The organism is Streptomyces sp. NPDC005485 (assembly GCF_040606085.1).
In the GTDB taxonomy this organism is placed as follows: domain Bacteria; phylum Actinomycetota; class Actinomycetes; order Streptomycetales; family Streptomycetaceae; genus Streptomyces.
Genome location: NZ_JBEXDZ010000222.1, coordinates 1 through 12,189, shown reverse-complemented (window position 1 = coordinate 12,189; position 12,189 = coordinate 1). Strand labels below are relative to the sequence as shown.

Annotated in this window: 11 protein-coding genes; 6 read left to right on the top strand and 5 right to left on the bottom strand. The window is 71.8% G+C overall.

All coding sequences use genetic code 11. From position 1 onward, the window contains the following. Positions 1 to 58: 58 nt before the first annotated feature. From ABZS97_RS40740 to ABZS97_RS40730, 3 genes are all read right to left on the bottom strand, one after another. Entirely contained in the window at positions 59 to 1,063 is a 1,005-nt protein-coding gene (locus tag ABZS97_RS40740) for a glycosyltransferase family 1 protein (RefSeq protein WP_356147625.1), read from the bottom strand. Positions 1,064 to 1,202: 139 nt separating this feature from the next. Further along, on the bottom strand, positions 1,203 to 2,621 hold the full coding sequence (locus ABZS97_RS40735) for a HEAT repeat domain-containing protein (RefSeq protein ID WP_356147622.1): 1,419 nt from the start codon (positions 2,619 to 2,621) through the stop codon (positions 1,203 to 1,205). Between the two features lie 301 nt (positions 2,622 to 2,922). Then, positions 2,923 to 3,315 (bottom strand): ankyrin repeat domain-containing protein, encoded by a 393-nt coding sequence (locus tag ABZS97_RS40730; RefSeq protein ID WP_356147619.1) that lies wholly within the window; start codon positions 3,313 to 3,315, stop codon positions 2,923 to 2,925. Between the two features lie 307 nt (positions 3,316 to 3,622). Here ABZS97_RS40730 and ABZS97_RS40725 point away from each other — a divergent pair, with 307 nt between their 5' ends. Together ABZS97_RS40725 and ABZS97_RS40720 are read left to right on the top strand one after the other, a co-directional pair. Continuing rightward, positions 3,623 to 3,817, top strand: coding sequence for a hypothetical protein (locus ABZS97_RS40725; RefSeq protein WP_356147615.1), 195 nt, complete (start codon positions 3,623 to 3,625; stop codon positions 3,815 to 3,817). 37 nt (positions 3,818 to 3,854) lie between these two features. Further along, the gene (locus ABZS97_RS40720; RefSeq protein WP_356147612.1) at positions 3,855 to 5,456 is read left to right on the top strand and encodes a hypothetical protein; all 1,602 of its coding nucleotides are present in this window, start codon (positions 3,855 to 3,857) and stop codon (positions 5,454 to 5,456) included. Here ABZS97_RS40720 and ABZS97_RS40715 read toward each other — a convergent pair whose 3' ends face one another. Together ABZS97_RS40715 and ABZS97_RS40710 are read right to left on the bottom strand one after the other, a co-directional pair. Then, on the bottom strand, positions 5,457 to 6,704 hold the full coding sequence (locus ABZS97_RS40715; RefSeq protein WP_356147605.1) for an aminotransferase class I/II-fold pyridoxal phosphate-dependent enzyme: 1,248 nt from the start codon (positions 6,702 to 6,704) through the stop codon (positions 5,457 to 5,459). Positions 6,705 to 7,058: 354 nt separating this feature from the next. Continuing rightward, positions 7,059 to 8,558 (bottom strand): PLP-dependent aminotransferase family protein, encoded by a 1,500-nt coding sequence (locus ABZS97_RS40710; protein ID WP_356147602.1) that lies wholly within the window; start codon positions 8,556 to 8,558, stop codon positions 7,059 to 7,061. Between the two features lie 99 nt (positions 8,559 to 8,657). Here ABZS97_RS40710 and ABZS97_RS40705 point away from each other — a divergent pair, with 99 nt between their 5' ends. The 4 genes from ABZS97_RS40705 (at position 8,658) to ABZS97_RS40690 (ending at position 12,124) form a co-directional block, all read left to right on the top strand. Continuing rightward, positions 8,658 to 9,311 carry a hypothetical protein gene (locus ABZS97_RS40705; RefSeq protein WP_356147598.1) on the top strand — a complete coding sequence of 218 codons (654 nt, stop codon included), beginning with the start codon at positions 8,658 to 8,660 and terminating at the stop codon, positions 9,309 to 9,311. Beyond that, entirely contained in the window at positions 9,308 to 10,075 is a 768-nt protein-coding gene (locus tag ABZS97_RS40700) for a glycerophosphodiester phosphodiesterase (RefSeq protein WP_356147595.1), read from the top strand. The genes ABZS97_RS40705 and ABZS97_RS40700 overlap by 4 nt, the downstream gene beginning before the upstream one ends. 63 nt (positions 10,076 to 10,138) lie before the next feature. After that, positions 10,139 to 11,494, top strand: a complete 1,356-nt coding sequence (locus ABZS97_RS40695; protein WP_356147592.1) for an MFS transporter — start codon at positions 10,139 to 10,141, stop codon at positions 11,492 to 11,494. 255 nt (positions 11,495 to 11,749) lie between these two features. Continuing rightward, the gene (locus ABZS97_RS40690) at positions 11,750 to 12,124 is read left to right on the top strand and encodes an RNA polymerase-binding protein RbpA (protein WP_003977404.1); all 375 of its coding nucleotides are present in this window, start codon (positions 11,750 to 11,752) and stop codon (positions 12,122 to 12,124) included. The last annotated feature ends 65 nt before the right edge of the window (positions 12,125 to 12,189 follow it).

The window sequence follows — 12,189 nt, the reverse complement described above, 5'->3', positions numbered from 1 at the left end:
GCCGACCGGTTCGAGACGGACGACGAGGCGGTGCCGCCGGGTCCGGCCCAGGCTCTGGTCACCGCGCTGGGCGTGCGGCGACCAGGGACCACACCGCGTCGCGTACGGCGTCGGCGTCGCCGGGTGGCACCAGCAGCCCCGTACGGCCGTGGGCCACCAGGTCCAGCGGTCCGCCCGCCGCCGGCGCGACGACCGGCACGCCGCTGGCCATGGCCTCCTGCACGGTCTGGCAGAAGGTCTCGAAGGGGCCGGTGTGCGCGAAGACGTCCAACGAGGCGAAGATCCGGGCGAGTTCGTCGCCGGTGCGGCGGCCGAGGAAGACCGCGCCGGGGAGCGTCTCGCGCAGCGCGGTCTCGCTGGGGCCGTCGCCCACGACCACGACGCGCACGCCGTCCAGCGCGCAGGCGGCGGCGAGCAGTTCGACCTGCTTCTCGGGGGCGAGCCGGCCGACGTAGCCGACGATCAGCTCGCCGTTGGGGGCGAGTTCACGGCGCAGCGCCTCGTCCCGGCGGTCGGGGCGGAAGCGGACGGTGTCCACACCGCGCGGCCACAGCCGCACCCGGGGCACACCGTGCGCCTCCAGGTCGTGCAGGGCCGCGCTGGACGGGGCGAGGGTGCGGTCGGCGGCGGCGTGCACGGAGCGGATGCGCCGCCAGGCGGTGGCCTCGCCCGCGCCCATGTACGTACGGGCGTATCCGGCGAGGTCGGTCTGGTAGACGGCGACGGCGGGGATGCCGAGCCGCGCGGCGGCCGCCATGCCGCGGACGCCGAGGACGAAGGGGCTGGCCAGGTGGACGAGGTCGGCGCGGTGTTCGGTGATCGCCGCGGCGACGCGTCGGCTGGGGAGGGCGACGCGGACCTGGGGGTAGCCCGGGAGCGGTAGGGAGGGGACACGGACGACGGGGCACGGCGCGGAGGCGTCGGGCCCGTGCCCGGCGGTGGCCGGGGCGACGACGAGGGGGGAGTGACCGCGATCGACGAGGTGCCGGGCGGTCTGGAGCGCGCAGTGGGCCACGCCGTTCACATCGGGGGGAAAGGACTCGGTCACGATGACGACACGCATACCCGTGTTGTCGCCGAGCCGGACGTGGTCACGTCAACGTCGATCTTTCCGGACGAGGAACGTCCCATGAGCGTTGCGCTGCACACCCGAGCGCGTCGGGTGGCGTCCACGCCCGGCTGCTCGCCGGGTCACCCCGCGTTCATACGGCGGGCATGTCGGGCCCCATCCGGCTGCGTACGGCGGTCTGGACCTCCGCTTCCTCGGCCGGGTCCGTGGCCAGTCGGCGGAGCTGGTCGACGACGCGCGCGTCACCGGTCTCGGCGTGGCGTGCGGCGACCTCGCGGGTGAATTCCTCGCAGTCCCACAGGCATTCGACGGCGAAGCCGGCGGGGAAGGAGGGGTCGGTGGCGGCGAGGGCGCGGGCTGCGCGGCCGCGCAGATGGGAGGAGGCGGTCTCGCGGTAGATATGGCGCAGCACGGGTGCCGCGCAGGCGATGCCGAGGCGTCCGGTGCCGTCGACGAGGGTCCACAGGGTGGGCGCGTCGGGGCCTTCGCCGCGGATGGCTTCCCGCAGGGCGCCGAGGACCAGTTCGCTGTCCTGGGCGCCACCCCGGCAGGCGAGCATCCGCCCGGCGGCGGCGCCGAGCGCGTCGGGGCGGTGCGCCCAGTTTCGTGCCCGGTCGACGGCGGCGACACTGCGCATCCGTTCGAAGGCGTCCACTGCGGCGTCGACGGCTGTCGTCGAGCCGTCGGCCACCGCGCCCTCGATCAGGTCGAGGGCGTCCGGATCGTTGCTGTCGGCGAGATAGCGCAGGGCGGTGCAGCGAGCGCCGTCGCCACCGGAGCGGGCGGCTTCGAGGATCGCGGTCCGGTCCTCCGGGCCCGCGACGGCCGCGAGGCAGCGGGCGGCCGGCACATGGAGCGCGGCTCCGCGTTCGATGCCCTGCTGGGCCCATTCGAAGACGGCCTGCACGCTCCAGCCCGGGCGGGGCCCGGACGGTCGCATCTGGCGTTGCCAGCGGTCGAAGGAGCCGGCCTCCTGGGCGGCGCGCACGCGTCCGCCGACGGAGGCCCGGGGATCCTCGGCCCACAGCCGCCAGGGCCGGGGTTCGAAGGCGTCGCGCACGACGACGGCGAGTTCGGCCTCGCCCTCCGGGTCGGCGGGGAAACGGGCCAGCACGGGTTCCGCGAGGGCGCGCAGGCCCGCGTCGTCGTCGCGCAGGGCCAGCTCGTCGAGGGCCCAGGCCCAGCCGGTGCCGCCGGCGGCGTAGCGCCGCAGCAGCTCCAGGGCGTCCCGCCTGCCGTACGAGGCGAGGTGCCCGAGGACCGCGAGGGCGAGCCCGGTGCGGGACTCGCAGGTGTCGAGGATGTCCTCGGCGTCGAAGAGGTGCCGCTCGATCTCGTCGAGCTCACCGCTCAGATCGAGGTAGAGACGGGCGTAGTAAAGGGAGCGGTTCTCCACCTGCCAGTCGTGGCGGGGGTCGCGCAGCACGCAGTGGTTCAGTGCCGCGAGCGCCTCGGCGCGCGGGGCGGTGAGTGCGTGCAGCGTGCCGTCGCCGCGGCCCCTCTGGAGCAGGCCGAGCAGCGTACCGCTGGGCGCTATGACCGGATCGAACATGGGAAACAGCCTCACATCAAGCGTCGACGCAACCGGGGATCGTGCTTTACCTGGCCGCGTGACAACACGTCGGGGCGCCCGCCGTTTCCTGCTTGCTGTAGACCATCTTCCTCTGCCTCTCGTCGGTGGCCCATGCGGGCCGCGTCACGGCCCGCGCGGTGCGGCAACATCTGCCCAGCCATCACGTCCGTGAATCACGAAGTCATGATGACTCGGCAGTTCTTCCTGCCGCGACCGTATTTCCGGCGGCCCCGTTCCGCCTCCCCCTTTTGCTGCGTTTCGCCTGGTCAGGGCGTTCGAGTCAGTGTGCGCCGAACAATTCGAGCAGTTCCGTCTTGCCGAACATCCGCGCCGTGTCGGCGGCCGAGGGCGTGCCCGCGGCCGGATCGGCTCCGGCCTCCAGAAGGGCGCGGATGACCGCTTCCTCGCCCTTGAAGACGGCTCCGGCGAGCGGAGTCTGGCCCCGGTCGTTGATCCGGTCGGCCTCGGCGCCCCGTTCCAGAAGGGCGCGCACCGCCTCGGCGTGGCCGTGATACGCGGCGAGCATCACGAGCGAGTCGCCGCGGTCGTTGGTGAGGTTGGCCGGCACGCCCGCGTCGACATAAGCCACCAGCGCCTCGTTCTCGCCCCGGCGGGCCAGATCGAAGATCTTGGTCGCCAGCTCCACGACCTCGGGGTCGGGGGCTTCACTCATCGGCCGGACCGCCTCTCACTACGACTGCAACGGGGGACTGCGTGAGCGTACGGCAGCGAGCGCTTGCAGCCGTACGGGTGAATCGCCAGCGTACTGGCTGCGGCGACACATGACGGGCCCCGCCCGAGGCAAGGATCAGCACGGGCGCCACAGGAGACAACAGACCTGCTCAGGCGGCCCAGGACGGCTCCCCCACCTGGGTGAAAAACGCCGAAATTCACCCAGTTGCACCTTTTATCGTATGGATACATCCTGTGAGCCTGGAAGAACTCATGGTGACTGTCCCCCTTCAACCAGGAGAGCTCAAATGATCCTGTCCATCTCAGGCGTCGTCCTGCTCGGCATCATCGTCTTCCTCTTCTTCCGCAAGGACGGCCTCAAGGCCTCGCACGCCATGGTGTGCGCACTCTTCGGCTTCTATCTCGCGGGCACCGCCATCGCCCCGAGCATCACGGCCGGCGGGGCGAGCCTCGCGAGCCTCCTCGGCGGGATCAAGTTCTGACGTTCGTCCAGCTCGTACGCACCTTCAGGAGACAGCAGTGGCCCGGCGCCCCCTCCCCCGCATCCTGAGCAACGGCACCGCCCAGATCGCCCGAAGCAGGGAGCTGGCCCGGACGGCAGCCGACAGCGCCACCGACGTCCTCCATCCACTGATCACGATCACTCGTGGTCTGCGCCGGCTGGCAACCGCCGGACGGCGCAGATGGGCCGCCACTCCCAAGGACCGGCGCGGGCCGCTGCTGTTCCTGGTGGCCTCGGTGATCCTGGTCGTGGCCCTGGTGCCGTACGGACCGCTGCTCGCCGCCATCACCCTGATGGCGGCGGCAGCCTGGACGGGCCGTGACCGCACCGATCCCGAGCCCGAGGGCCCCGACGAATCACAGGTCCAACGCCTGAGGTCGCTCTACGAAGCCCTGGTCCCGTACTTCTCGGCCGCGGAGGACCCGGCCCCGCTCTACGCCCACGGCGGGGACTGGGAGAAGGCCTTCCCGGCCTACGACTTCGACGACACCGGGCGCGTGTCCCGCCTCCTCATCCACTACCCGGCCTACTTCGCGGACGGCGAGACGGACTGCCGCGCCCGCATCGAGCAGCTGCTGCACGCCAAGTCGGGCCGCGGCCGCGAGTACCACTTCGAGTGGGACGAGGAGGGCAACCAGCTCGCGGTCACCGTCCTCGCGCCGCTGCCCACCGACATCGCCGCCCAGCGCTTCGTCACGGTGCCGGGCGAGACGGTCCTCGGCTTCACCGACCCGACCGGCGTCCAGCGCACGCTCCCCCTCACCCACGGGGAGGAGCAGCGCGACGTCCCGCCGGTCGTATGGCGCACGGGCGTCCGTTCCACGGAGCCCCATCTGCTGGTCGCCGGCGAGCCGGGCAGCGGCACGAGCACTCTGCTGCGCTCCCTCGCGCTCCAGGCCCTGCGCCACGGCGACGTCCTGATCGTCGAGGGCGGCGGCACCGGCGAGTACGCGTGTCTGACCGGCCGTGACGGCGTGCTGGCCGTCGAGTGCGGCCTCGCCGGGGCGCTCGCGAGCCTGGAGTGGGCCGCCCACGAGACCGAACGCCGCCTGATCGCCGCGAACCGCGCCCGCCAGGCGGGCCACCCGGCGCCGGACGACACCAAGCGCCCTCTGTGGATCCTGCTGGACCGCCCGAGCGTCCTCGGCCACGTCGCCGCCGCCGACGGCCACCCGGACCCGCAGACCCTCCTCCAGGTCCCGCTGCGCCACGGCCGCGCGGCGAACGTCACGGTCGTGGTGGCCGAGCACTTCGACACCCTTGACACCCTCAGCGACGCCGTACGGCAGCACACGCGCGCCCGGGTCGTCCTGGGCCCGGCGTCCCCGGACCGGCTCGAAGCGGTCCTCGGCGCCCCGCCGCACACGACCCCCGTCAAGGACGTGCCGCCCGGCCGGGGCTACGCCCGCCTGGGCACGGGCCCGGTGCTGCGCCTCCAGGTCCCGGCCACCCCCGACCCGTACGACGACGCGACGAGCGATACCCACCGCCGCGCGGTCCTCGACCTGCTCCCGGGCCGCACGACTCCGGCGGACGCGCAGCCGGTACCCGCGGACGCACAGCCGGTATCGGCGGAAGCGCAGCCGGTACCGGCGGAAGCGGCGATCGTCGAGAGCTGATCAGGCCCGCTGCGCGGCGGCCAGTCGAACGCACACGGCCAGACCGCGGATGGCCTCCTCGACCTCGGCGAGGTCCGGATAGGTCGGGGCGATCCGGATGATCGCGTCGGCCGGATCCTCACCTCGCGGGTGGGTGGCCCCGGCCGGGGTGAGCGCGATCCCGGCCTCCTTGGCCAGCCGCACCACTTCCTTGGCGGTCCCCTCGGGCACGGTCAGCGAGATGAAGTAGCCGCCGATCGGCTCGGTCCAAGAAGCGAGCCCCGAGTCACCGAGTTCCTCCGCGAGGATCCGCTCCACCGCGGCGAACTTGGGCGCGATGATCCCGGCGTGCCGCCGCATGTGCGCACGCACACCGTCCTCGTCCTTGAGGAAGAAGGCGTGCCGCAGCTGGTTGACCTTGTCCGGCCCGATGGTCCGCTTGGCGACCACACCGAGCCACCAGGCGATGTTCGCCTCGGAAGCCCCGAGGAAGCTCACACCGCTGCCCGCGAGGGTGATCTTCGAAGTCGAACCGAAGACGAGCGCCCGGTCCGGGTTGCCGTGCTCGGCGCAGAGGGCGAGGAAGTCGGCGAGCGGCGTCTCCTCCTCGGTCAGGTGGTGCACGGCGTAGGCGTTGTCCCAGAAGACCCGGAAGTCACCGGCCGCGGCGGTCATGGAGGCCAGTCGCCGCACGGTCTCGTCGCTGTAGGTGACGCCGCTCGGGTTGCTGTACTTCGGCACGCACCAGATGCCCTTGATCCCGGCGTCCTCGGCGACGAGCCGCTCGACGACGTCCATGTCCGGACCGTCGTCGGTCATCGGCACCTGGATCATCTCGATCCCGAAGCGGTCGGTCAGGGCGAAGTGCCGGTCGTACCCCGGCACCGGGCACAGGAACGCGACACGCGGCTCGTCGGCCCAGCGCCGCTCACTCCCGGGAACCCGGCTCAGCAGGGCCTGTACGACGACGTCGTGCATCAGCTCCAGGCTCGAGTTCCCGGCGGCCAGCAGCTGCTCGACCGGCACCTGCAACGGCCCGGCCAAGATCCGCCGCAGCTCGAGCAGCCCCTTCAGCCCCCCGTAGTTGCGCACATCGGTGCCGTCCTCGGCCGTGTGGACGTCACCACCGGGCAGAGCAAGCAGCTCATTGGCGAGGTCCAGCTGCCGCGGAGACGGCTTGCCACGGGTGATGTCCAGGGAGAGGCCGCGTCCGACAAGCGCCGCATAGTCGCTACGGGCACGGTCGAGGGAGACAGGAGCAGTGGTCATGCCCCCACGCTAGCCCCGCCCCCGCATCCCCCGAACCCCACCCCAACATCCGAGACGCAGACCCCCGCAACCCGCAGCCGCCCACCGGCACTGAACGCGACTGCCACCCCCCACACACCCGCAGCCGCCCACCGACGCCGGCGCTGAAGGCGACTGCCACCCCCACACACCCGCAGCCGCCCACGCACGGAAGGGGCCGTGCCGGTACATCACATGCCCGTCGCGTACGCGGTCACATCCAACTCCAGCCATCCCGGCAAACAGAAGTGACCGCGTACGCGACGGGCGGATGCACCGGCACGGCCCCGACCCACAAGTCACCCGCAGGCGCCCCGCGAAGGGCGCCCCGCCAGATCACGCCACAAACGTCCGAGGCGCCTCAGTACCCCCACTGACCCCGGCCTCGACCAACCGCGCCGCAGCAGCAAGCCGCACCGCCGCCTCCTCGGCGACCGCACCCCCCACGGTGAACGGCAACCGCACATACCCCTCGAAGGCGCCGTCCACGCCGAAGCGGGGACCCGACGGCACCCGCACCCCCACCCGCTCCCCCACCTCGGCCAGCCGCGACCCCGAGAGCCCCCCGGTCCGCACCCACAGGGTCAGCCCGCCCCGCGGCACGTCGAACTCCCACTCCGGCAGCTCGCGCCGTACGGCGGCGACGAGTGCGTCCCGGTTCTCCCTGGCCTGCCCCCGCCGAATGTCCACGGCCTGCTCCCAGCCCCCGGTGCTGAGCAGCCAGTTCACGCCCAGTTGCTCCAGCACCGGCGTCCCGAGGTCGGCGTATGCCCGCGCCGCGACGAGACTCCGGATGACGTCCGGAGCCGCCCGCACCCACCCGATCCGCATCCCGGCCCAGAACGCCTTGCTGGCGGAGCCCACGGTGATCACCGTCGACCCGGCGGGGTCGAAGCCGCACACGGGACGCGGCATCCCAAGGCCCTCGTCCAAATGAAGCTCGCTCATCGTCTCGTCGACGACGAGGACGGTGCCCGCGGACCGCGCCGCGTCGACAAGCCGCCGCCGCTGGTCCTCGTCGGCGAGCGCCCCGGTGGGGTTGTGGAAGTCCGCGACGACGTACGCGAGCCGCGGCGCCGCGTCCCGAAGGACCTGCCGCCAGCGGTCCATGTCCCAGCCGGCGAGCCCCTCGGCCATGGCGACGGGCACCAGCCTGGCCCCGGCCTCTCGCATCAGCTGCAGGATGTTGGCGTAGGAGGGCGACTCGACGGCGATCCGTTCGCCGCGCCCGGCGAAGAGATGGCAGATCGCGTCGATCGCGCCCATCGCCCCGGTCGTCACCATGATCTGCTCGGGCATCGTCGGAATGCCCCGCGCGGTGTACCGGTCGGCGAGCGTGGCGCGCAGCGCGGGCAGTCCGGCCGGGTAGTCGCCGTGCGTGTGCGCGTACGGCGGCAGCTCCTCCAGGGCGCCCTGCACGGCGCGGGTGAGCCATGGCTCGGGCGCGGGGAGCGCCGCGCAGCCGAGGTCGATCATGGACCCGAGGGCCTCGGGCGGAAGCGGTTCCAGGCCACGTGCGGGCAGCGGGTTCCCGGCGGGCACGGCGGTCCAACTGCCCGCGCCCCGACGGGATTCCAAGAAGCCTTCGGCGCGCAGCGCCTCGTAGGCGGCAGCGACCGTCGTACGGCTGACGGACAACGACAGCGCGAGTTCCCGCTCGGCGGGCAGCCGGGCGGCGACCGGCACCCGGCCCTCCAGGACGAGCAGCCGGATCCCGTCGGCGAGCGCGCGGTAGGCAGGCGGGCGGCGCGTGCCGGGACCGGCGGGCCGCTCCTGCTGGGAGTTGAGCAGCCGGGCGAGCTGCGCCGCCCCCACCGCCGAAGTCCACTGCGCCATGTCTACCAGTCCACCTTCCCCGAATTGGCCATGGATGGCTTCTCTTTCCAAGCCACAGAGTGTCATGTGTCAGGCCACTACCACCACAGGGGGCACTTCTTGTCCACGCAGAGCCGTCTCGCGAGACGGCTGATCCAGCTGTACTTCGGCCTGGCGCTGTACGGCGCGAGTTCCGCGCTCCTCGTGAAGTCCGGCCTCGGCCTGGAGCCATGGAACGTGCTCCACCAGGGCCTGGCGAAGCTCACCGGCCTGACGATCGGTGTGGTGTCGATCATCGTGGGCGCGGCGGTGCTGCTCCTGTGGATCCCGCTGCGCCAGCGCCCGGGCCTCGGCACGGTCTCCAACGTGTTCGTCGTGGGCATCGCCATGGACGGCACCCTTGCGCTGGCCCCCGACGCCCACGGCCTGGCGATCCGGGTCCCGCTGCTCGTCGCCGGCATCGTCCTGAACGGTGTGGCCACCGGCCTGTACATCTCCGCGACCTTCGGCCCGGGCCCGCGCGACGGCCTCATGACGGGACTGCACCGCCGTACCGGCCGCTCGATCCGGCTGATGAGGACGGGGATCGAGGTGGCGGTCGTCGTCACGGGCTTCGCGCTCGGCGGCACCATCGGCATCGGCACCGTCCTGTACGCGCTGTCCATCGGCCCGCTGGCCCAGGTGTTCCTGCGCGTGTTCGCCGTCCCGTCGGCATCGGGCGGAAGCACGGTCGTTGCCACGGGTCAACCGGAGAGGGCGATACTGCGTCCGTGACCACGCCGATACGCCACCCCTACCTCGACCACCCGGGACCGATCGCCTTCGCCCACCGGGGCGGGGCCGCGGACGGTCTGGAGAACACCGTGGCCCAGTTCCGGCGCGCGGTGGAGATGGGCTACCGGTATCTGGAGACGGACGTGCACGCCACGGCGGACGGCCGGCTCGTCGCCTTCCACGACTCGACCCTGGACCGGATGACGGACGGGGCGGGCCGGATCGCGGACCTTCCGTGGCAGGACGTGAGCCACGCGCGCGTGGCGGGCAAGGAACCGGTCCCCCTCTTCGAGGAACTCCTGGAGACCTTCCCGCAGGCGCGCTGGAACGTCGACGTCAAGGCCGAGCCCGCCCTGCGCCCCCTGCTGGACCTGCTCGACCGCACCAGCGCCTGGGACCGCGTATGCGTCGGCTCGTTCTCCGAGCCGCGGGTGGCCCGCGCCCAGCAGCTGGCCGGTCCCCGCCTGGCCACGTCCTACGGCACCCGGGGCGTCCTGGGCCTGCGCCTGCTCTCGTACGGCATCCCGGCTGCGCTGCGCCGGTCGGCGGTCGCCGCCCAGGTGCCCGAGTCCCAGTCGGGGATCCCCGTGGTCGATCACCGCTTCGTACGCGCCGCCCACGCGCGTGGGCTGAAGGTGCACGTGTGGACCGTGAACGAACCGCAACGCATGCACCGCCTCCTCGACCTGGGAGTCGATGGCATCATGACCGATCACATCGACACGCTGCGCAAGGTCCTGGAGGACCGGGGCACCTGGGCCTGAGTCCCTGCAGGACCCCTCGAAAGGCCCCTCGCGCGGTCCGTTCACGGGGAAGCGAGGGCACGGGTGGGCACCGACACCGTGCGGGCGGAGGCTGCCGACGAGGCCGCCGAGCGACGGCGCGAACAACACGGCTGGTACGTGTACGACTGGGCCTGCTCCGTCTACTCGACGAGCGTGCTCACCGTGTTCCTGGGCCCTTATCTGACCTCGGTCGCCAAGTCGGCGGCCGACGCGGACGGCTTCGTGCATCCCCTGGGCGTCCCGGTCAGCGCGGGGGCCTTCTTCGCGTACTCGGTCTCCGCGTCCGTCATCCTGTCGATCTTCGTGATGCCGATCGCGGGCGCGGCCGCCGACCGCACGGGCCGCAAGAAGCCGCTCCTCGCGGCGGCGGCCTACCTGGGCGCCGCGGCGACGACCGGCATGTTCTTCCTGGACGGCGACCGCTATCTGCTCGGCGGACTGCTGCTGATCGTGGCGAACGCGTCGGTGGCCGTGTCGATGGTGATCTACAACTCCTACCTGCCGCAGATCGCCCCGCCGCAGGAGCGCGACGCGGTCTCCTCCCGGGGCTGGGCCTTCGGGTACGCGGCCGGATCCCTGGTTCTGGTCGCGAACCTTGTCCTTTTCACGGCCCACGACACCTTCGGTGTCTCCGAGTCGACGGCCGTGCGCATCTGTCTGGCCTCGGCGGGCGTCTGGTGGGGCGCCTTCACCCTCGTCCCGCTCAAGCGGCTGCGCGACCGCCGGCCGGCCCGGGCCACCGCGGCGGCGCCGGCCGTACACGGCTGGCGGCAACTGGCCGACACCGTGCGGGACATGCGCGGCAAGCCCCTCACCCTCGCCTTCCTGCTCGCCTACCTCGTCTACAACGACGGCATCCAGACGGTGATCTCCCAGGCGTCGGTGTACGGCTCGGAGGAGCTCGGTCTCAGCCAGTCCACCCTGATCACCGCCGTGCTGCTGGTGCAGGTGCTCGCGGTGGCGGGAGCCCTCGGCATGGGACGGCTGGCCCGCACCTACGGGGCGAAACGCACGATTCTCGGCTCACTGGCCGCCTGGACGGTGACTCTCGCCGCCGGGTACTTCCTGCCGGCGGGCGCGCCCGTCTGGTTCTTCGTGCTCGCCTCCGGGATCGGTCTGGTCCTCGGCGGCAGCCAGGCCCTGTCGCGCTCCCTTTTCTCGCATCTCGTGCCGCCCGGCAAGGAAGCCGAGTACTTCTCCGCGTACGAGATGAGCGACCGCGGCATGAGCTGGCTGGGGCCGCTGCTGTTCGGTCTGACCTACCAGCTGACCGGGAGTTATCGGGACGCGATCATCTCGCTCGTGGCCTTCTTCGTCATCGGATTCGCGCTGCTCGCGAGGGTCCCGGTGGAGCAGGCGGTGCGCGACGCGGGCAATCCCGTACCGGACAGGATTTAGCGCGCGAGGCCAAAGGCCGGTAGTGTACGCGTTTGGCCTGCCAGGCGTACCGTTACTGCGCGTCAAAGAAGACGAAACGCTGGGTGACATCTACTGTCAGATGTGACAAACCGGGCGCAGGTGGGTACAACAAGGGGCGGCTACGACGGCGACGCATGGCCCGGAACGGGAATCTTTACCGCCGACCGGACGTTGACCGGATGACGACGACAGCGACACCTGTCCTGTGGGCGACAAGCCCGGGAGGCACGATTCATGAGTGAGCGAGCTCTTCGCGGCACACGCCTCGTAGTGACCAGCTATGAGACGGACCGCGGCATCGACCTGGCTCCGCGCCAGGCCGTGGAGTACGCATGCGAGAAGGGGCACCGGTTTGAGATGCCCTTCTCGGTGGAGGCCGAAATTCCGCCGGAGTGGGAGTGCAAGGTCTGCGGGGCCCAGGCACTCCTCGTGGATGGCGACGGCCCTGAGGAAAAGAAGGCCAAGCCCGCGCGTACGCATTGGGACATGCTGATGGAGCGGCGCACTCGCGAGGAGCTCGAAGAGGTCCTCGAAGAGCGTCTGGCGGTTCTCCGCTCCGGCGCGATGAACATCGCGGTGCATCCGCGAGACAGCCGCAAGTCCGCGTAGTCCCTCCGGGGGTTGGGCGGCATAGTGCACGAAACCGCAGGCACCGTACCCAAATCACGGTGCCT

Excerpts from the sequence above, each read along its gene's own strand:
- ABZS97_RS40715 (WP_356147605.1), bottom strand. The coding sequence starts at position 6,704 with ATGACCACTGCTCCTGTCTCCCTCGACCGTGCCCGTAGCGACTATGCG.
- ABZS97_RS40740 (WP_356147625.1), bottom strand. The coding sequence starts at position 1,063 with ATGCGTGTCGTCATCGTGACCGAGTCCTTTCCCCCCGATGTGAACGGC.
- ABZS97_RS40735 (WP_356147622.1), bottom strand. The coding sequence starts at position 2,621 with ATGTTCGATCCGGTCATAGCGCCCAGCGGTACGCTGCTCGGCCTGCTC.
- ABZS97_RS40725 (WP_356147615.1), top strand. The coding sequence starts at position 3,623 with ATGATCCTGTCCATCTCAGGCGTCGTCCTGCTCGGCATCATCGTCTTC.
- ABZS97_RS40730 (WP_356147619.1), bottom strand. The coding sequence starts at position 3,315 with ATGAGTGAAGCCCCCGACCCCGAGGTCGTGGAGCTGGCGACCAAGATC.
- ABZS97_RS40710 (WP_356147602.1), bottom strand. The coding sequence starts at position 8,558 with ATGGCGCAGTGGACTTCGGCGGTGGGGGCGGCGCAGCTCGCCCGGCTG.
- ABZS97_RS40690 (WP_003977404.1), top strand. The coding sequence starts at position 11,750 with ATGAGTGAGCGAGCTCTTCGCGGCACACGCCTCGTAGTGACCAGCTAT.